Consider the following 18,889-nt stretch of genomic DNA (forward strand, 5'->3'; position numbering starts at 1 on the left):
CGTCGATCGAGTCCGGACGGCAAGAGGGGCACCTATGATACCGGCAAACCGCCTACGGCCATAACCGCATGCTGCTGCGCAGCGCCCTCATGCCTCGGCAGGCAGCGCGGGCAAATAGAGGTGCATACGCAAACCCGGCTCGGCGTTTTCCGCGACGATCCGCCCACCCTGCCCGGTGACGGCGCTACGGGCGATACTCAGGCCCAGGCCAAAACCACCGTCGCCTGGCCGCGCGCCGTCCAGCCGACTGAACGGCAGGAAAATCCGTTGCAGGTGCTGCGCGGCCACCCCGGGCCCCTGATCCTCCAGCCACAGGTGCCAGTCGGCGCCCTCGCGTCGCCCGGCGAGGCGAACCACGCCGCCGGTCGGCGAGAAACGAATGGCGTTGCGCAGGATGTTCTCCAGCGCCTGTGCCAAAGCATTCAGGTTGCAGTACAGCCAACAGTCCGCCTCGACCGCGTAGACCAAACGCTGCGCCGACCAGGCACTTTCGAAGCAGGCGTTCTCCCGCAACACATCCCACAGCGCCGCCAGTTGCACCGGCTCCGGCGCCAGCCGCGGCCGCTCGGTATCCAACCAGGCCAACTCCAGGGTGTCGCCGACCAATTGCTGCATCAGCTGCACCTCGTGCAGCACCCGCTGACTCAGCTGCACGCTGTCCAGGCCACTCTCGCTGGCCACGCGCAGGCGACTCAGCGGCGTGCGCAGTTCATGCGACACATCGCGCAGCAACTGACGCTGCAACGCGACCGTACCTTGCAGGCGCTCGGCCATGTGGTCGAAAGCGCGGGCCAACTCGCCCAGTTCGTCGCGGCGTTGCGCCACCACGCCGGCGCGGGCCGACAGGTCGTCGGCGTGCAAGGCATTGGCCTGCTCGCGCAGGCGCACCAGTGGCGCAATCAGCACCCAATACAGGCCCACGCAGAACAACAACGCCAACACACCGGGCAATAGCGCACGCGTCAACAGCAGCAACGGCCCACGGTAGGCCCAGGGACGAAAGCGCTCCGGCAACTGGATTACCAGATGGCCAGCCTTGTCGGTGAACGGGATGTCGATATACGGCAGCGTCGACGAGCGCCGGCTCATGGGCCAATCGAGCTGACGCATAAAGGTCAGGCGCTCGCGCTGCGCATCGCGCAGCGGCTGGCTGCCGAGCGGTTGCAACTGTTTGTCCAACAACAACGCCTCGCTCGCCTCGCGCGCAGCCAGGGCCTGCAGAAAGCGCTCGGCGCCGGGCGGCCCGCCGGCACGCCAGGCCTGCTCCGCTTCATCGGCATACGCCTGCAACTGCTGCTTGGCCGAGCTGGATAAATAAGAGGTGTGCAACTCGACCCGCTGGCTCCAGAACCAGCTCAGGGAAATCAGCAGCAAGGTGAAGGTGACCAGCAGCAGCGCCAGCTTCCAGAACAGCGAATGCAGCCCGGGCAGCGCCACCTCAGGCCTCCTCTCGGCTGAGCAGATAACCTTTGCCCCACACCGTATCCAGGCGCAGGCCAGTCTCGCCGAGCGCCTGCAATTTGCGGCGGATGTGGCTGACATGCATGTCCAGGCTGCGGTCGTGCACCGAATAGCCGCGACGCAACGCCTGCTGGTAGAGAAACGGTTTGCTCAATGCCTCGTCCAGGCTGCGCGAAAGCAATTCAAGCACGCGGTATTCGCTCGGCGTCAGCCCTGCCCACTGGCCGGCAAAACGCACATCGGCGCGGCCTTCATCGAACTGCAAACGGGTGTCTTGCGGCGGCGGCAACTGGCCGCGGCGCTCATAGGCCACACGCCGCAGAATCGCCTCGATGCGCACGCTCAACTCGCCAAGGCTGAACGGTTTGGGCAAGTAATCGTCGGCGCCCTGGCTGAAACCGGCGATGCGGTCCTGCTCGGCGCCCAGGGCCGACATCAGAATCACCGGCACGCCCCGCCGTTTACGCAACTGCTGCAAGGCATCCAGCCCGTTGGTGCCGGGCAGCAGAATATCCATCAGAACCAGGTCGAAATCCTCCTGCTCGGCCAGTTGCAAGCCCTGGCGCCCGTCATGACTGAGGGTCACCGCAAAACCGCTGCCCTGCAGGTGCGCCTGCACATGCGCGGCGAGCAGCGGATCGTCCTCGACGGCGAGGATGCGGGCGGCGGGCAAATGGCTAACGAACATGGGTGAACACCGAAAAGCAAATGCGAACAATTCTACCTATTAATCGCGCCGCACTCACCTACAGATTCTCCGCCCTCGAATCGCTACACTGCCCAGACGTCAACGCGGGAGGAAGCGAGTGTTCAAGGATCTAGGCATCAAAGGCCGCGTATTAATGCTCACCCTGCTGCCCACCAGCCTGTTGGCGCTGGTGCTCGGCGGCTATTTCACCTGGGTCCAGCTGTCGGGGTTGCAGGCGCAACTGTTGCAACGCGGACAGATGATTGCCGAACAGCTGGCCCCGCTGGCCGCCCCGGCGCTGCAACACAACGATGCCGGGCTGCTGCAACGCATCGCCACGCAAGCCCTGGAACAGCCGGACGTACGCGCCGTCAGCTTCCTCGCCAGCGAACGCACGCGGCTGGCCCACGCCGGCCCGAGCATGCTCAACCAGGTGCCGAACAACGACAGCGCGCTGCCGGCGCAACGCAGCAGCCAGGACGCCACGCGCTTTCTCTTGCCGGTACTGGAACAGCACCTGAGCCTAACCGGCGAAGCCATCGCGCAGCCAAGCGAGCGCCTGCTCGGCTGGGTCGAACTGGAACTCTCGCACCACAGCACCCTGCTCAGCGGCTACCGCAGCCTGTTCACCAGCCTGCTGCTGATCGCCGCCGGCCTGATCGTCACCGCGCTGCTCGCCATGCGCATGAGCCGCAGCATCAACGAGCCGCTGCGGCGCATCAAAAACAGCGTCGCCCAGCTCAAGGATGGCCACCTGGAAACCCGCCTGCCGCCGCTCGGCAGCCACGAACTGGATGAATTGGCGTCGGGCATCAACCGCATGGCCGAGTCCCTGCAAAACGCCCAGGAAGAGCTGCAACACAGCATCGACCAGGCCACCGAAGACGTACGCCAGAACCTGGAAACCATCGAAATCCAGAACATCGAGCTGGATTTCGCGCGCAAGGAAGCCCTGGAAGCCAGCCGGATCAAATCCGAATTCCTCGCCAACATGAGCCACGAGATCCGCACGCCGCTCAACGGCATTCTCGGTTTCACCAACCTGCTGCAAAAGAGCGAGCTGAGCCCGCGCCAACAGGATTACCTGGGCACCATCGAAAAATCCGCCGACAGCCTGCTGGCGATCATCAACGAAATCCTCGATTTCTCGAAGATCGAGGCCGGCAAGCTGGTACTGGAAAATATCCCGTTCAACCTGCGCGACCTGCTCCAGGACACCCTGACCATCCTCGCCCCGGCCGCCCACGAAAAGCAGCTGGAGTTGCTCTGCCTGGCCTACCGCGACACGCCGCTGTCGCTGGTCGGCGACCCGCTGCGGCTCAAGCAGGTGCTGACCAACCTGGTGAGCAACGCGATCAAATTCACTCGCGAAGGCAGCATCGTCATGCGCGCCATGCTCGAAGACGAGAGCGCCGACCGCGCGCAACTGCGCATCAGCGTGCAGGACACCGGCATCGGCCTGTCCGAAGAAGACCTGCGCGCCCTGTTCCAGGCGTTTAGCCAGGCCGACAATTCGCTGTCGCGCCAGGCCGGCGGCACTGGCCTGGGCCTGGTGATTTCCAAGCGCCTGATCGAACAGATGGGCGGCGAGATCGGCGTCGACAGCACCCCCGGCGAAGGCTCGGAGTTCTGGGTCAGCATCAGCTTGCCGAAAGCCCGGGATGACGCCGAGGACCTGCCGCGCCCGCCGCTGCTGGGGCGCCGCGCGGTGATCCTGGAAAGCCACGAACTGGCACGTCAGGCCCTGCAACACCAGTTGGAGGATTGCGGTTTGCAGGTCAGCGCCTTCGATACGCTCGACAGCCTGCTCGAAACGGTCGCCGCCGCGCGCCACAGCGGCCAACCGGTCAGCCTGGCCGTGCTCGGCGTCACCGCCCAGCAACTGCCACCGGAGCGGCTCGGTCAACGGCTCTGGGACCTCGACCGTCTCGCCTGCAAAACCGTGGTGCTCTGCCCCACCACCGAGCAAGCGCTCTATCATCAAGTGATGCCCGACGCGCACAGCCAGCTGCAAGCCAAGCCCGCCTGCACGCGCAAGCTGCAACGCGCACTGGCCGATCTGATCAGCCCACGCCAGCCACGCAGCGAAGCCACCCAACCCACCCCAAGCCGGCCACCACGGATACTCTGCGTCGACGACAATCCGGCCAACCTGCTGCTGGTGCAAACCCTGCTGGATGACATGGGCGCCAGGGTCAATATTGCCGACAGCGGCTACGAAGCCCTGGAGAAAGCCCGTCTGGAGAGCTTCGACCTGATCTTCATGGATGTGCAGATGCCCGGCATGGACGGCCGGCAAACCACCGAAGCGATTCGCCAATGGGAGAGCGAACACGGCCAGCCACCGGTGCCAATCGTCGCCCTGACCGCCCACGCCCTGGCCAACGAAAAGCGCGCCCTGCTGCAAAGCGGCCTCGACGACTACTTGACCAAACCCATCAGCGAGCGGCAATTGGCCCAGGTGGTGCTCAAGTGGACCGGCCTGGCGCTGCGCAATCACGGCCCGGAACGCCCCAGCGAAGGCACCGAAACAGGCAATGTGCTGAACGTGTTGGACGCCGCAGAAGGCCTGCGCCTGGCCGCCGGCAAAGCCGACCTGGCCGCCGACATGCTGAACATGCTGCTGGCTGGCTTGCCGGCAGATCGCCAGGCCATCCAGCAGGCGCGCGCCGCCGGCGAGCGCAACGCGCTGATCGAACGCGTGCATCGCCTGCATGGCGCCACCCGCTATTGCGGGGTGCCACAACTACGGGCCGCCTGCCAGCGCAGCGAAACCCTGCTGAAACAGGACGACCCTGCTGCGCACAACGCATTGGATGAACTGGACGCGGCGATTGAACGACTGGCCAACGCGTTGCAGGTCAGCGCCTGAAAAATGCAGGCTGCGGCCGACGCTGCGCTGGTCAATCCGCGGCATGCCGCGCGTGATAGCATTTGCGCTGATCTGGAGGAACCATGGCCGAACACGACTTTCGCTACAACCTGCTCAACCCCGAACACACCCTGATCGAATGCCGCGCCCTGGCGCCGGGCCGCTATCAGGTCACCGGCAACGGCGGCTCGATCCACAGCGGCGACAGCCTGCTGGTGACCCTCAAAGGCAGTCGTGACCTGAGCATGCGCTTGCAGGTCGAGAAAGTACGCCACCTGATCAACCCCGCCGGGCAATGGGTCGCGGTTGCCCACGGCCCGGTGTTCGGCGAGCTGGCGATTTTCAACTGGCAAGTCAATTGCGACGGCTGCGCCGCGCAGCTGGATTTTGAATTCGCCGTCGATGCCGCCCTCGGCAAAAAAGCCCAGGCGCCGGCAGCCGAGGCACGGATCAACGAACTGGGCTGGCGCAGCCTGAAAGGTCGCCATTTGTGCCCCACTTGCCAGAAGGAAGCCCCATGAAGCACGCCATCGCCATGGGCCTGCTCGCCAGCAGCCTGCTCGGTTGCGCCAGCGCGCCCACGCAACTGGAAACCGAACGCACCTATCAGGTGGAATGGATCGGCGAACGCCCGCTGATCGACCGCAGCCACCTGACCATCACCCTCGGCGAAGACGGCCGCGCCTATGGCAACGCCGGCTGCAACCACTGGTTCGCCAGCTACACCCTGAGCGGCGACACACTCAGCTTCGGCGCCGCCGGTAGCACCCGCAAAATGTGCGCGCCAGCCTTGATGGAGCAGGAGGCGCGCTTCCTCGACAGCCTGGGCAAAGTCGTACGCTGGGACATCTCGCCAATCGAGCAACTGCGCCTCTGGCCCACCACAGGCAAGCCGCTACGCCTGTGGCCGGAAGAAGGCTAATCGAACTCGCGAAAGGACTCTTGAGTCGCACTGCATCGCGCCAGGCGCCGGGCGACCACATAACGTAGGCTGGGTTAGCGGCGCCCGCCACTATCGTGCGGACGACACACCTGCCGAACGCCGCGTAACCCAGCACAGCCTAACGCCACTCTACGGGCTCCGCTCCGATCCCGCCTAGGGCGCGAACAGCTCCAGCTGTTCATGCCGCCCGCGCAGGTCATGCAGACGCACGCCAACCCCCAGCAAACGCACCGGCTTATTGCCGCGAGCAAACGCCGCGCCCAACAATACCCGGTAACTGTCCAGGTCGCGGCGCGCCCCAGCCTGTTCCAGGGTGGTCTGGGTGAAGTCATGGAATTTGACTTTAACGAAGGGCTTGTCCGCTCGATAACTGCTGTCCAGCCGTGCCATACGCGTTGCCAACTCGTCCAGTAGCTGCGGCAGCTGCTCCAGGCAGGCCGGCAAATCCGGCAAATCCTGGTTGTAGGTGGTTTCCACGCTGACCGACTGACGGCGACTGTCGGTCTGCACCGCCCGCTCGTCGAGGCCACGGGCCAGGCCCCAGAGGCGTTCGCCGAAGCTGCCGAACTCTTTTACCAGGGCCAGCTTGCTCCAGGCGCGCAGGTCATCGCAGGTGCGAATCCGCAAACGCGCCAACTTGTCCGCCGTCACCTTGCCGACGCCATGCAACTTGCTCACCGGCAAGGCGGCCACGAACGCCTCGACCTGATCCGGCGTGATGACGAACAGCCCGTTGGGCTTTTTCCAATCACTGGCGATCTTCGCCAAAAACTTGTTTGGCGCCACCCCCGCCGACACGGTGATATGCAACTCCTGCGACACCCGGCGGCGGATATCCTGGGCAATCCGCGTGGCACTGCCGTCAAAGTGCAGGCTCTGCGACACGTCGAGGAAAGCCTCATCCAACGACAGCGGCTCGATCACCTCGGTGTAATCGCGAAAGATCGTCTGAATCTCGCGGGAGACGGCCTTGTATACGTCCATTCGCGGCTTGACGATCAGCAAGTCCGGGCACAGCTTCAACGCATGCCCGGACGCCATCGCCGACCGCACGCCATAGGCACGCGCCTCGTAGTTGCAGGTGGCGATCACCCCACGCCGGTCCGCCGCGCCGCCCACAGCCAGGGGCTTGAGTGCCAGACTAGGGTCGTCACGCATCTCGATGGCGGCATAGAAACAGTCGCAGTCGACATGGATAATTTTTCTGACGCTCATCATCCGCAACCTGGAACCCGCCGCCGCTTACTGCTCGGCCGCCTGACTCGGCGGTACCGGCTCAGCTGTTTCCGGCTCGGGTTTATCCATATAAGCCTGAATCACCAAAATCACGATCAGCATAAAGGCCGCCAGCGGCAGCAATTTCATCTTCTTCGGCACCTCGGCACCGCACGCTGGACACGTCGACGCCTCATTCGCTAACTGGGCACCGCACGCTTTACATTTAAGCCCCATGACTGTTCACCCGTCGCTGTATTGAATAGCCGCGGACTCTAGCCCAACAGCAGGCCGATGGGCTATGCCAACGCACACAGCCTCACCTCAGCCGATAAATATCTGCCTTTTTCAGCCACTCGCTTATTTCGGTGAAACCCCCGCCTGGCAGGGCTTGACGCTCAACCGCAGCTAGCGCCTAACGCTAAGCGCCTGAACGAACAACAGTTTTTCAGAAACTAAAGGTTGACAGCCAAACGTTTGCCGCTAGAATTGGCGCCGCGGGATGGAGCAGTCTGGTAGCTCGTCGGGCTCATAACCCGAAGGTCGTTGGTTCAAATCCAGCTCCCGCAACCAGTTTCATAAAAAGGCCACTCAGCTGAGTGGCCTTTTTTTATGCCTGCTGTTTTGATTTAAGTATTTGATTAAAAAGTAGAAATCGATTGACAGAAACCTTCATCCGTATAGAATTGGCGTCGCGGGATGGAGCAGTCTGGTAGCTCGTCGGGCTCATAACCCGAAGGTCGTCGGTTCAAATCCGGCTCCCGCAACCAGATACTCAAAAAGGCCACTCAATCGAGTGGCCTTTTTGTTTTGGCCGTCGCAATGGTCCGACTCAGTCAACCTTAACCGTTGCCAGGCTAACCTGAAGCTGTTTAAAACAAACAGTGCTGGAGCTGCATCCATCATGTCCTGGAAAAATACCGAACAGCGCTACGGCAGCCTATCGATTGCCTTGCATTGGCTGATGCTGGTGTTGATCGCCGGTGTCTATGCCTGCATCGAACTGAAGGGCAACTTCCCCAAAGGCAGCGACACCCGCGAACTGCTCAAGCAATGGCACTTCATGCTCGGCCTGGCGGTATTCGCTCTGGTTTGGCTGCGCCTGCTGGCCCGCGTCATCGCCCCTACCCCGCGGATCGAGCCGGCGCTGCCGACCTGGCAAGCACTGCCCGGCCAGTTGATGCACCTGGCGCTGTATGCCCTGATGATCGGTACGCCGCTGGCCGGCTGGTTGATTCTGAGCGCAGCGGGTAAACCCATCCCGTTCTTCGGCCTCGAACTGCCCGCACTGCTCGGCAAGAACCCCGATCTCGCCGGCACCATCAAGGAATGGCATGAGTGGGCCGGAGTCGCCGGTTACTGGTTGATTGGTCTGCATGCGCTCGCGGGCCTGCTCCATCACTTTATAAGCCGCGACAACACACTGACACGCATTCTGCCAGGCAAAGACTGAACACCAGAGCAAACAGCGCGCCGGCCACCGGCAATAATCGTGGCGTACGTCAGCTGGCTGCGCCTGACGCTGGTCAATCCCGTCATCCACCGCTAGAATTGCGCACTTTTTGATCAGAGGCGCCTTCAGCGCCCGTCATCCAAAGCCTGAGGTTCGCCGCATGACCACCCCCGCCACGCCGAAAGTCGGATTCGTTTCACTCGGGTGCCCCAAAGCCCTGGTGGACTCCGAACGCATCCTGACCCAGCTGCGCATGGAAGGTTACGAAGTCGTCTCCACGTATCAGGACGCCGACGTCGTGGTGGTCAACACCTGCGGCTTTATCGACAGCGCCAAGGCCGAGTCGCTGGAAGTGATCGGTGAAGCCCTCGCCGAGAACGGCAAGGTCATCGTCACCGGCTGCATGGGCGTGGAAGAAAGCGCCATTCGTAACGTGCACCCGAGCGTGCTGTCGGTCACCGGCCCGCAGCAGTACGAGCAGGTGCTGAATGCCGTGCATGAAGTAGTGCCGCCCAATACCGAGCACAACCCGCTGATCGACCTAGTGCCGCCGCAAGGCATCAAGCTGACCCCGCGCCATTACGCTTACCTGAAGATTTCCGAAGGCTGCAACCACAGTTGCAGCTTCTGCATCATTCCGTCGATGCGCGGCAAGCTGGTCAGCCGCCCAGTCGGCGACGTGCTCAGCGAGGCCGAGCGCCTGGTCAAAGCCGGCGTGAAAGAGCTACTGGTGATTTCCCAGGACACCAGCGCCTACGGCGTCGACGTGAAGTACAAGACCGACTTCTGGAACGGCCAGCCGGTGAAAACCCGCATGACCGAAATGTGCGAGGCACTTTCCAGCATGGGCATCTGGGTGCGCCTGCACTACGTCTACCCGTACCCGCACGTCGACGAGCTGATCCCGTTGATGGCCGCCGGCAAGATCCTGCCGTACCTGGACATCCCGTTCCAGCACGCCAGCCCGAAAGTGCTGAAAGCCATGAAGCGTCCAGCCTTCGAAGACAAGACCCTGGCCCGGATCAAGAACTGGCGCGCGATCTGCCCGCAGCTGACCATCCGTTCGACCTTTATCGTCGGCTTCCCCGGCGAGACCGAAGAAGACTTCCAGTACCTGCTCGACTGGCTGAGCGAAGCGCAACTCGACCGCGTCGGTTGCTTCCAGTACTCGCCGGTGGAAGGCGCACCGGCCAACCTGCTCGACAACCACGTGCCGGACGATGTCAAACAGGACCGCTGGGACCGCTTCATGGCGCATCAGCAAGCCATCAGCGCCGCACGCCTGCAATTGAGGATCGGCACAGAAGTCGACGTCCTGATCGATGAAGTCGACGACCAGGGCGCCGTCGCGCGCTCCTACGCGGACGCCCCGGAAATCGACGGCAGCGTGTTTATCGACAGCACCGAGGTCAAACCCGGCGACAAAGTCCGCGTACGCATCGTCGATGCCGACGAATACGACATGTGGGCCGAGCTGATCTAAGTCCCGCCCGGCTTAAAAAGCCCCGCATTGCGGGGCTTTTTTCGTCCAGCCCCCACACTCTCGCCAAACATCGCACCTCGGCATGACTGCCGCAGGCACACACCACTCCGCGCAGACACCTGCGTAGCAGCGGCCAAGCCTGGCCGCTCTATACTGAACACACAGCCCTCAGCCAGCCTGCGCCATGTCCACCCGGCAAGCTCCCCTCAAGGTTTACTACGACGGTGCCTGTCCGCGCTGTATCGCCGATCGCCGCCGCTACGAAAAACTCCGCACCCGCAGCGACGACTCGGTGCAATGGCTGGACATCACCGGGCAAGAGGAACAACTACGCCAGGCCGGTATCGACCCCTACCAGGCCCTCACCGAACTGCACGTGCAGGACAGCCAAGGCCGCATCCACCGCGAGCTCGACGCCTATATCCTGTTGCTGTCGCGCGCCCCGCTACTCCAGCCACTGGCCTGGCTGATCGGCTTGCCGGGGCTGAAACCGCTGTTGTCCTGGGCTTACAAACGCTGGGTGCTGCGGCGGCTGCGGCGCGCAGGACGACTGTAGCGTCATGCTTGAGACGGCACACGCTTGTGGGCCCGGATTGATCCGCGAAAACCGTCGACCACTGGGCATCTTTCGCGGCTAACGCCGCTTCCATGAGACGCGAAACTGCAGCACAGTTAACGGCTACCGAGTCCACCTCATACCAAGGAAGGCATCATGAAAAAAGCAGCTTTACCCCTGATCGTGCTGATCGCATTTACCGCGTACACGCTGTTTGTCATGGCGCAGACGGAGCAATCGCTGATTCAGTTTGGCATGCAACTCATGTCGAGCCCGGACACCGCCCAGGTTGTCATTGACCTGTATATCCTCGCGGCCCTGGCGTGCATCTGGATGTATCACGACAACAAAGCGAGCGGCAGATCCAGCGCCGCCATCCTTCCCTACCTCCTGATCACCGCCGTATTCGTTTCCGTGGGGCCGCTGCTGTATCTGTCGGTGAAGGGCCTGAGAAAACAGCGCGGGTAACCCGCAGGCTCGTCAAAACCTATCTGCATAACACACCGCCGAACTCGGTGGCGCCCGACGCTCCAGTTCTTCCTCGAGAAACTCCGCCAGCACCTGAGCGTTATTCAGCTGCGTATCGCGCGCGGCGAACAACAGAGTCAGCGGGCCATTCTCGGCAATGTGCAGCAGACCTTGCCAATACGCCGGGTGGGCGGCGAGCTCCTGGCGGTAGTGCTGACGAAATTCGGCGAACCGCTCGGGCGTGTGGCAGAACTGTCGACGCAGCTCGCTGGACGGCGCCACCTCGCGCAGCCAGGCCGTCAGCTGCAACGTTGCCTTGCTGCAACCGCGCGGCCACAGCCGGTCGACCAATACCCGTTGGCCGTCCGTTGCAGACCAGTCCTCGTATACCCGCTTGCACTGGATCATCTCCGCCCCGCCCTTGTGATCACCCATAGGCCTCGGTAACGTGGCCGCTCTTGCCAGGAGAGCCTCGATGCACGCTAGCCGCACCTTATTGTTTGCCCTGTTGCCGCTGTTTGCCAGTTGCCAGGTGTTCAGCGACAAACCCGCCGACGATTCCGCCAAACACACCCGCCTGCAAGGTGAACTCAGCCGGGATGCCGGACAACTGCTGTTCCGCCCCTGCCAGGAGCAGCGGCGCTTTGTGATCAGCAACGATGGCGCCACCGGCATCATGCGCGAAACCGCCGAGCTGTTGCGCGACGGCCCAGGCCCGCTGTTTGCCGATGTGCGCGGGCGCTTGGCGGCGAGCCAGAAAGCCGGCGTCGATGGGCAACTGACACTCAGCCAGGTGTATCGCCTGCAGCGCGAAGGTCACGCCTGCGACGACCTCAACTTCAAACGCACCACCCTGCGCGCCGGCGGGCACGAGCCTGGCTGGAACGTGACCGTCAGCAACCAAGGCCTGATCCTCAACCGCCCCGACCAGCAACCGCTGGCGCTGCCCTATCTGGAAGAGCAACTGCCGGAAGGCCGCTTCAACCTGACCAGCGAGGCCAATGGCCAACGTGTCGAGCTGTGGGTCGCACCGCAGCGCTGCGTCGACAGCATGAGCGGCACCGTGCAGCACCTGTCGGCCGAGCTGCGCTTGAACGGTGAAGTGATGCGTGGCTGCGCCTACCTGGGTGGCGCGCGCAACGAGTAGCCCGAAGAAGGTACTCCCCCTGCAAGGCGGACTGCGGCCCACCACGCCCCCTACACACCTGAATACAGTTTGCCGCCGCAGCGGCGCGGCGCTCACCTACGCTGAACTCAATACAGCGATGGAGGCGTCTTATGCTACGCATTGCAATCAATGGCTACGGGCGAATTGGCCGCGCACTGCTGCGAGCCTTGTTCGAGCGGGGACTGGAGCAGAAGATCCACCTGGTCGCGATCAATGACCTCGGCGAGGCGGCCACCCTCGCCCACCTGACACGTTTCGATTCGACCTTCGGGCGTTTTCCCGGAAATATCGGCCAGCGCGACGACCTGCTGCAAGTGAATGGCCAATCGATTCACCTGTTGCGCGAGCGCGAGGTGATCGACCTGCCCTGGAACCGCCTCGGCATCGACCTGGTGCTGGAGTGTTCGGGCAAGCTGAAAAAACGCGCGCACATCGAACAGCACCTGACCGCCGGCGCCCCGCGCGTGCTGCTCTCGCATCCACTCGAAAGCGCCGACCTGACGGTGGTCTACGGCGTCAACCATCAACTGCTCGGCAGCCAACAGATCGTCTCCAATGCCTCCTGCACCACCAACTGTCTGGCGCCCCTGGCCATGGTGCTGCATCAGGCCGTGGGGATTCGCCAGGGCCTGATCAACACCGTGCACGCCTACACCAACGACCAGAACCTGCTCGATAAAACCCATAGCGACCTGTATCGCGCCCGCGCCGCAGCGCTGTCGATGATTCCCACCAGCACCGGTGCGGCGAAGACCATCGGCCTGGTCCTGCCGGAACTGGCCGGACGCCTGGATGGTTTGTCCGTACGGGTGCCGACCGCGAACGTCTCCCTGCTCGACCTGACCTTCAGCGCGCAACGCCCGAGCAGCCGCGAGGCGATCAACGCGGCCTTGCAGCTGGGCGCGCAGCAACTGCCACCGGGGGTGATGGAGTGCAACGAACTGCCGCTGGTCTCCAGCGATTTCAACGGCTACCCCGCGTCCTGCGTGGTCGATCTGAACCACACCCGCGTGCAGGGCGAACTGGTCAAGGTGCTGGCCTGGTACGACAACGAATGGGGCTTCGCCAACCGCATGCTGGACGTGCTCGTGGCGTGGTTGAAACCCTGACAGCACATATAGCTAGGTCTAGGGCGCGGTTCAGCCGCGCGGCGTGATCTCGACAGCGCAAGCCCAAACCGGCGCCACGATCAGATGGTAATCGCGCGTATAATCGCCGCCTCGTAACTGTTGCCGGGTTGCCTCCGGCCCTGAGAGTGAACCGTCCCATGCTGCGCATTACCGAATTGAAACTGCCGCTCGACCACCCCGAAGACGCCCTGCGACCTGCGCTGATCGCGCGCCTGGGGATCGACGCCAGCGAGCTGCTCGCCTTCACCCTGTTCAAGCGCAGCTACGACGCGCGCAAGAAATCCAGCGAGCTGCACTTCATCTACACCATCGATTTCGAGGTCCGCGACGAGGCCGCGCTGCTGGCCCGACTGGCTGACGATCGGCATGTCGGCAGCGCCCCGGACATCGCCTACAAACCGGTCGGTACGGCACCCGCCGGTATCGAAGAGCGCCCGCTGGTGGTCGGTTTCGGCCCATGCGGCATCTTCGCCGCGCTGATCCTCGCCCAGGCAGGCTTGAAGCCCATCGTCCTCGAACGCGGCAAGGAAGTACGCCAGCGCACCAAGGACACCTGGGGCCTGTGGCGCAAGAACGTGCTCGACCCGGAGTCCAACGTGCAGTTTGGCGAAGGCGGCGCCGGCACCTTCTCCGACGGCAAGCTGTACAGTCAGATCAAGGATCCCAAACACCTGGGCCGCAAGGTGCTGCACGAGTTCGTCAAAGCCGGCGCGCCGGAGGAAATTCTCTACGTCAGCAAGCCGCATATCGGCACCTTCCGCCTGACCGGCGTGGTCGCCACCATGCGCGAGGAAATCAAAGCGCTGGGCGGCGAAGTGCGCTTCGAGCAACGGGTCAGCGATGTGCTGATCGAGGACGGTCAACTGCACGGCGTGGTGCTGGCGAGCGGCGAACAGCTGCTCAGCCGCCATGTGATCCTCGCCCTCGGCCACAGCTCGCGCGACACCTTCCGCGTGCTGCACAGCCGCGGCGTCTTCATGGAGGCCAAGCCGTTCTCCGTGGGCTTTCGCATCGAACACCCGCAGGGGCTGATCGACCGCGCACGCCTGGGCAAGTATGCCGGCCACCCGAAACTGGGCGCGGCCGACTACAAGCTGGTGCACCACGCCAAGAATGGCCGCTCGGTCTACAGCTTCTGCATGTGCCCCGGCGGTACGGTGGTCGCCGCCACCTCCGAACTGCACCGCGTGGTGACCAACGGCATGAGCCAGTACTCGCGCAACGAGCGCAACGCCAACGCCGGCATCGTCGTCGGCATCACCCCGGAGCAGGATTATCCGGGCGGCCCGCTGGCCGGCGTGGAATTGCAGGAACGCCTGGAGTCGCAGGCCTATATCCTCGGCGGCGGCACCTACGAGGCGCCTGGGCAACTGGTCGGCGACTTTATCGCCGGCAAGCCTTCGACGGCCCTGGGCAGCGTCGAGCCGTCCTACAAGCCGGGGGTGAAACTCGGCGATCTAGCCGCGGCGCTGCCGGACTTCGCCATCGCGGCAATCCGCGAGGCGCTGCCGGCCTTCGACAAGCAGATCAAGGGTTTCGCCCTGCACGACGCGGTGCTCACCGGCATCGAGACACGCACCTCCTCGCCGCTGCGCATCACCCGTGGCGCGGATCTGCAAAGCCTCAACGTCAAAGGGCTGTTCCCGGCCGGTGAAGGCGCGGGCTATGCCGGCGGGATTCTTTCCGCCGGAGTCGACGGCATTCGCGTGGCCGAAGCGCTGATTCTCGACATGTTGGGCACGCAAAACAGCTAAACCAGGGTGCCCTGCTTTCAGGGCGCCACCCCCTTAAAGGGCTGACAGTAACTTCGCCAACCCCTGCTGTTGAAATTGCTCGCGGACAAAATCAATAAACACCCGGGTCTTTTGCGGCAGCAATTTCTGCCCGGCGAAGTAGATCGAAATCGCCCCTGCGTCCACATACCAATCCGGCAGTACGCGCTGCACCGTGCCCCGCCGCAGATACGTCTGGGCATGCCCGGTACTCACCAGAGCGATGCCCAAGCCAGCCTCGGCAGCCACACAGGCAGCCTCTGGATCGCTGAACGTCATGCGGGTTTTCATCTCCACCGAGGCCAGCAAGCCCTCTCGATTACGCAATGTCCAAGGACGCACGCGCCCAGTTTGTGGTGAGCGAATCAAGATGCCGGCGTGCTGGGGAAGATCAGCGGGTGAATCCAACGGCGCGGCCTGTTCAAGGTACTGCGGCGCCGCCAGCAACACGCGATGTGCCGGCGCCAATTCGCGTGCCACAACACCTTGGGGAATATCAAACCCGCCGCCAATAGCGGCATCAAAACCCTCGGCGACCAGATCAACCTGGCGGTTGTCAAAGTGCCAATCCGGCATGATGCTCGGATAACGCCGCAGGAACTCTCCCAATAGCGGCACCATATATTCACGACCGAAAGACAAGCCCATGCTTACCTTCAAGGTGCCCGCGGGCTGGCTGCGCAGGCTGGTAAGGTTACCCATGGCCAATTGCAGAGCACTCAAGCCCCCCGCCGCATCAGCCAGAAAATACTCCCCTGCCTCGGTAAGGCTGAGCTTGCGCGTACTGCGGTGGAACAGCCGCACGTCGAGGCTGGCTTCTAGACGCGCCACATTCTTGCCGACTGCGGCCGGCGTCAACCCCAGGCGCCGCGCCGCTTCAGCAAAGCTGCCGGCCTGGGCACTACGGATAAAACATTCGATGCAGTTGAGGGTGTCCATCGGCTATTCCTGCGCGGCAATTCGATAGTATTTGGATCGAAAGCATATGCGCATTACTGGCTTATTAGAAACCAATCCGAAGCAGATACTCACTCCAACACCAAGAAGTACCGAGACACCCACTTACTTGTACGGAGATCGACATGACTAACACCACCCTGCCCCTCAATAGCAAAGTTGCCTTTATTCAAGGCGGTTCCCGTGGCATTGGCGCCGCCATCGCCAAACGCCTGGCTCGTGAGGGTGCCGCTGTTGCCCTGACCTACAGCCAGAGCGCTCAGCACGCCGAAGCACTGGTGAAGGAAATCCAGGCTGCCGGTGGCAAAGCCCTCGCCATTCAGGCCGACAGTGCGAGCGAAAGCGCTATTCGCGGCGCCATTCAACAGACCCTGAGCACCTTTGGCCAACTGGATATTCTGGTGAACAACGCCGGCGTACTGGCCATCGCGCCGATTGAACAGATGAGCATCGAAGACATCGACCGCACGCTGTCCATCAACGTCCGCAGCGTGGTGATCGCCAGCCAGGAAGCATCCAAACACCTCAGCGATGGTGGCCGCATCATCAACATCGGCAGCACCAATGCCGAGCGCATGCCCTTTGCCGGTGGCGCTGTGTATGCCATGAGCAAAGCCGCGCTGGTTGGCCTTACCAAAGGGCTGGCGCGCGACTTGGGTGGCCGCGGCATCACGGTGAACAACCTGCAACCAGGCCCGGTAGATACCGAGATGAACCCAGAAAGCAGCGAGTTTGCGGACAGCCTGAAGCAGCTGATGGCCATCAACCGCTACGGTCGTGCCGAAGAAATTGCCAGCTTCGTAGCTTATCTGGCGGGTCCAGAAGCAGGCTATATCACCGGTTCCAGCCTGATGATTGATGGTGGTTTTTCCGCCTGAAAACCGGACGTACTGAAAACTCCGGCAGCTTAGGCAGCCGGAGTTTTTGGCGTGGCAGATAACAAACAGTGGTACGCCGTAAGCCGTCAGACATCTGCTGGAGCTGAGCCGCCAACTCGACATAAGACAGATGACTCAAGGGACGACCGGTGCTCGAAAATCAGTGCGCAGAGGGTGTCGGTATCAGCAGCCCCGCTGTAGGCAAATCATCCGACAAAGCGACGCCCCGCTCCGCACAATCGGCCACGGCGGCAATCAAGCCGCTCAGGTCGAAACCCTGTTCACTGAGCCAGGCCGGGTTGTAGTAGGTGTCAGCATAGCGCTCGCCGCCATCGCAGAGAATCGCCACCACCGAGCCGGACTCGTCCGCCGCGACCATACGCTGCGCCACCAGCAACGCGCCGATCAGGTTGGTGCCGCTGGAGCCACCCACTCGCCGACCTCGGAAATCGCCGTGGAGCCGCTGGAGGCCTTGATCACCGGCGCGCCGGGTTTGAGCCAGCCATTGCACAGCGCATAGAGAAACAACGAACGCGCCAGGCGGTGCTTGAGGCTGCCGGTGGGATGGCTGGACTCGTCCTTGAAATACAGTTCGATACCCGGCAAGCCGGGCAACGCCAGCGGTATCAGGTGGGTATCGGCGCTACGCTGGAAATCCGTCTCAATGATGCGGATCGCTTCGCGAGCCCCTCGAATCGCTCAGGCTTACCTCTTCAATCCAGTACGCCCGCCGGCGAGGCGGGGAGCGTCGTACGCCACTGGCTGAGCAAAACCCCGGCAAAGACCACAGCGGCCGCCAGCATCTGCCAGAAGCTCAGCCGCTCACCGAGCAGCAGCGCAGCGAAAATCAGGGTGAATACCGGAATCAGGTTGATAAAGCCGGTGGCCTGGCTCGCCGGCAACTGGCTGACGCCATAGTTGTACAGCCCGTAAGCACCGACCGTCACCACCACGCCCAGATACACCACCGACCCCAGGCCTAACGCCGTGATCTCGTCCGGTAGCGGCGCACTGAGCAGCGCCAGCGGTAAAAAGAACAGGCTGCCGATAAACGCCTGCATCGCCGTGAGGATAAACGCCGAATAGCGCGCCGACAGGTGCTTGAGCAGCAGGGTGTAACCCATGGCGCAGAGCATCGCGAGAAATTCGTAGAAGTTGCCGAGCAAGGGATTCACCGCATGCTCATCGGCGCTGCCGGCCAGGCTCAGCCAGACCGCACCGACCATCGCCAACAGAAAACCGGCCAGGGTGGTGCGGGTAATTCGCTCGCGGAGAAAGACAAAGGCGCCCATCGCCACCAACAGCGGCAGCAACGCGGTAATCATGCCCGCCTGCGAGGCGCTGGTGTTTTGTAGCGCCAAGGCTTCGAAGATGAAATACAGACAGGGTTCGCAAGCCGCCAGGCCGAGCAGGTATTTCCAGTCGCCGCCGCGGTACTCGATGCGCCCACGCCAGCGCCAGGCCAGCAGAAACACCATACTGCCAAGTAGCATGCGGCCGAAGATCACCCACAGCGGCGGTAATTCGGCAAAGGCCAACTTGAGGGCAATAAAGGAACTGCCCCATAGCGCCATCGCCACCACCAGGCAGATTACCGCCCCACCTCTACCCTGCCCGTGCATGCTCGGTTCCCTGCAAAAACTCCAGTGTAGAGAGGCTCAGGCAGCGGCGACAGGTACAGTCAGGCGCACGAACTGTGTGCGGCGCAAGAGCGAGGGTGAACCGTAGGCTGGGTTAGCCGCGTACACGGTGGCCCGAGCAAACCGTCAACTCTGACGCGGGGTAACCCGGCGCAGCGCCACAATGGTGGGTTACGGCGCGCACGAATTACCGGTATCGGCAAAC

At 62.9% G+C, this 18,889-nt stretch carries 18 protein-coding genes, 2 tRNA genes and 2 pseudogenes; 13 read left to right on the forward strand and 9 right to left on the reverse strand.

All coding sequences use genetic code 11. From position 1 onward, the window contains the following. Positions 1 to 87: 87 nt before the first annotated feature. Both B3M58_RS11580 and B3M58_RS11585 read right to left on the reverse strand, forming a co-directional pair. Complete coding sequence (locus tag B3M58_RS11580; RefSeq protein ID WP_296219331.1) at positions 88 to 1,431, reverse strand: sensor histidine kinase; 1,344 nt, start codon at positions 1,429 to 1,431, stop codon at positions 88 to 90. A 7-nt stretch (positions 1,432 to 1,438) separates the two neighbouring features. Next, the gene (locus B3M58_RS11585; protein WP_296219278.1) at positions 1,439 to 2,149 is read right to left on the reverse strand and encodes a response regulator transcription factor; all 711 of its coding nucleotides are present in this window, start codon (positions 2,147 to 2,149) and stop codon (positions 1,439 to 1,441) included. 118 nt (positions 2,150 to 2,267) lie between these two features. Here B3M58_RS11585 and B3M58_RS11590 point away from each other — a divergent pair, with 118 nt between their 5' ends. The 3 genes from B3M58_RS11590 to B3M58_RS11600 all read left to right on the forward strand — a co-directional run bounded on the left by B3M58_RS11590 (position 2,268) and on the right by B3M58_RS11600 (position 5,943). Beyond that, complete coding sequence (locus tag B3M58_RS11590; RefSeq protein ID WP_296219279.1) at positions 2,268 to 5,021, forward strand: response regulator; 2,754 nt, start codon at positions 2,268 to 2,270, stop codon at positions 5,019 to 5,021. Between the two features lie 83 nt (positions 5,022 to 5,104). Next, positions 5,105 to 5,542, forward strand: coding sequence for a hypothetical protein (locus tag B3M58_RS11595; RefSeq protein WP_296219280.1), 438 nt, complete (start codon positions 5,105 to 5,107; stop codon positions 5,540 to 5,542). Further along, the gene (locus B3M58_RS11600) at positions 5,539 to 5,943 is read left to right on the forward strand and encodes an META domain-containing protein (protein WP_296219281.1); all 405 of its coding nucleotides are present in this window, start codon (positions 5,539 to 5,541) and stop codon (positions 5,941 to 5,943) included. Before B3M58_RS11595 ends, B3M58_RS11600 begins: the two co-directional genes overlap by 4 nt. Before the next feature lie 174 nt (positions 5,944 to 6,117). Here the strand turns inward: B3M58_RS11600 and dinB are convergent, their stop codons facing one another. The 3 genes and pseudogenes from dinB to B3M58_RS22615 form a co-directional block, all read right to left on the reverse strand. Next, the gene (dinB, locus tag B3M58_RS11605; RefSeq protein ID WP_296219282.1) at positions 6,118 to 7,179 is read right to left on the reverse strand and encodes a DNA polymerase IV; all 1,062 of its coding nucleotides are present in this window, start codon (positions 7,177 to 7,179) and stop codon (positions 6,118 to 6,120) included. Positions 7,180 to 7,206: 27 nt separating this feature from the next. Then, positions 7,207 to 7,329 carry a hypothetical protein gene (locus B3M58_RS11610; RefSeq protein ID WP_296219283.1) on the reverse strand — a complete coding sequence of 41 codons (123 nt, stop codon included), beginning with the start codon at positions 7,327 to 7,329 and terminating at the stop codon, positions 7,207 to 7,209. 15 nt (positions 7,330 to 7,344) lie between these two features. Further along, a pseudogene (locus B3M58_RS22615) lies at positions 7,345 to 7,416 on the reverse strand (zinc-ribbon domain-containing protein); the annotation flags it as partial. 259 nt (positions 7,417 to 7,675) lie between these two features. On the opposite strand from B3M58_RS22615, the gene B3M58_RS11615 reads away from it, so the two are divergent. The 6 genes from B3M58_RS11615 (at position 7,676) to B3M58_RS11640 (ending at position 11,139) form a co-directional block, all read left to right on the forward strand. Further along, a tRNA-Met gene (locus B3M58_RS11615) sits at positions 7,676 to 7,752 on the forward strand. Positions 7,753 to 7,872: 120 nt separating this feature from the next. Beyond that, positions 7,873 to 7,949, forward strand: a tRNA-Met gene (locus B3M58_RS11620). A 134-nt stretch (positions 7,950 to 8,083) separates the two neighbouring features. Then, a complete protein-coding gene (locus B3M58_RS11625; protein WP_296219284.1) occupies positions 8,084 to 8,632 on the forward strand; it encodes a cytochrome b in 549 nt (182 codons plus the stop codon). Between the two features lie 160 nt (positions 8,633 to 8,792). Further along, on the forward strand, positions 8,793 to 10,115 hold the full coding sequence (gene rimO / locus B3M58_RS11630; protein ID WP_296219285.1) for a 30S ribosomal protein S12 methylthiotransferase RimO: 1,323 nt from the start codon (positions 8,793 to 8,795) through the stop codon (positions 10,113 to 10,115). Positions 10,116 to 10,299: 184 nt separating this feature from the next. Further along, positions 10,300 to 10,671 carry a thiol-disulfide oxidoreductase DCC family protein gene (locus tag B3M58_RS11635; protein ID WP_296219287.1) on the forward strand — a complete coding sequence of 124 codons (372 nt, stop codon included), beginning with the start codon at positions 10,300 to 10,302 and terminating at the stop codon, positions 10,669 to 10,671. 156 nt (positions 10,672 to 10,827) lie between these two features. After that, positions 10,828 to 11,139: a DUF2834 domain-containing protein gene (locus B3M58_RS11640; protein ID WP_296219288.1), complete on the forward strand. Its 312-nt coding sequence runs from the start codon at positions 10,828 to 10,830 to the stop codon at positions 11,137 to 11,139. Between the two features lie 12 nt (positions 11,140 to 11,151). Here B3M58_RS11640 and B3M58_RS11645 read toward each other — a convergent pair whose 3' ends face one another. Next, positions 11,152 to 11,547 carry a DUF488 domain-containing protein gene (locus tag B3M58_RS11645; RefSeq protein WP_296219333.1) on the reverse strand — a complete coding sequence of 132 codons (396 nt, stop codon included), beginning with the start codon at positions 11,545 to 11,547 and terminating at the stop codon, positions 11,152 to 11,154. A gap of 67 nt (positions 11,548 to 11,614) precedes the next feature. On the opposite strand from B3M58_RS11645, the gene B3M58_RS11650 reads away from it, so the two are divergent. The 3 genes from B3M58_RS11650 to B3M58_RS11660 all read left to right on the forward strand — a co-directional run bounded on the left by B3M58_RS11650 (position 11,615) and on the right by B3M58_RS11660 (position 15,191). Then, positions 11,615 to 12,286, forward strand: a complete 672-nt coding sequence (locus B3M58_RS11650) for a COG3650 family protein (RefSeq protein WP_296219289.1) — start codon at positions 11,615 to 11,617, stop codon at positions 12,284 to 12,286. A 131-nt stretch (positions 12,287 to 12,417) separates the two neighbouring features. Next, on the forward strand, positions 12,418 to 13,416 hold the full coding sequence (gap, locus tag B3M58_RS11655) for a type I glyceraldehyde-3-phosphate dehydrogenase (RefSeq protein ID WP_296219291.1): 999 nt from the start codon (positions 12,418 to 12,420) through the stop codon (positions 13,414 to 13,416). 158 nt (positions 13,417 to 13,574) lie between these two features. Further along, entirely contained in the window at positions 13,575 to 15,191 is a 1,617-nt protein-coding gene (locus B3M58_RS11660) for an NAD(P)/FAD-dependent oxidoreductase (protein WP_296219292.1), read from the forward strand. Between the two features lie 33 nt (positions 15,192 to 15,224). Here B3M58_RS11660 and B3M58_RS11665 read toward each other — a convergent pair whose 3' ends face one another. Next, positions 15,225 to 16,148 carry a LysR family transcriptional regulator gene (locus tag B3M58_RS11665; protein WP_296219293.1) on the reverse strand — a complete coding sequence of 308 codons (924 nt, stop codon included), beginning with the start codon at positions 16,146 to 16,148 and terminating at the stop codon, positions 15,225 to 15,227. 143 nt (positions 16,149 to 16,291) lie between these two features. Between B3M58_RS11665 and B3M58_RS11670 the strand changes: the two genes are divergently transcribed. After that, complete coding sequence (locus B3M58_RS11670; protein WP_296219294.1) at positions 16,292 to 17,044, forward strand: 3-oxoacyl-ACP reductase family protein; 753 nt, start codon at positions 16,292 to 16,294, stop codon at positions 17,042 to 17,044. A 160-nt stretch (positions 17,045 to 17,204) separates the two neighbouring features. On the opposite strand, the pseudogene B3M58_RS11675 reads toward B3M58_RS11670, so the two are convergent. Together B3M58_RS11675 and B3M58_RS11680 are read right to left on the reverse strand one after the other, a co-directional pair. Then, positions 17,205 to 17,740, reverse strand: a pseudogene (locus B3M58_RS11675) (pyridoxal-phosphate dependent enzyme). Between the two features lie 17 nt (positions 17,741 to 17,757). After that, entirely contained in the window at positions 17,758 to 18,666 is a 909-nt protein-coding gene (locus B3M58_RS11680) for a DMT family transporter (protein WP_296219295.1), read from the reverse strand. Positions 18,667 to 18,889 lie beyond the last annotated feature (223 nt).

Source organism: Pseudomonas sp. UBA2684 (assembly GCA_002354655.1).
Taxonomy (GTDB): domain Bacteria; phylum Pseudomonadota; class Gammaproteobacteria; order Pseudomonadales; family Pseudomonadaceae; genus Aquipseudomonas.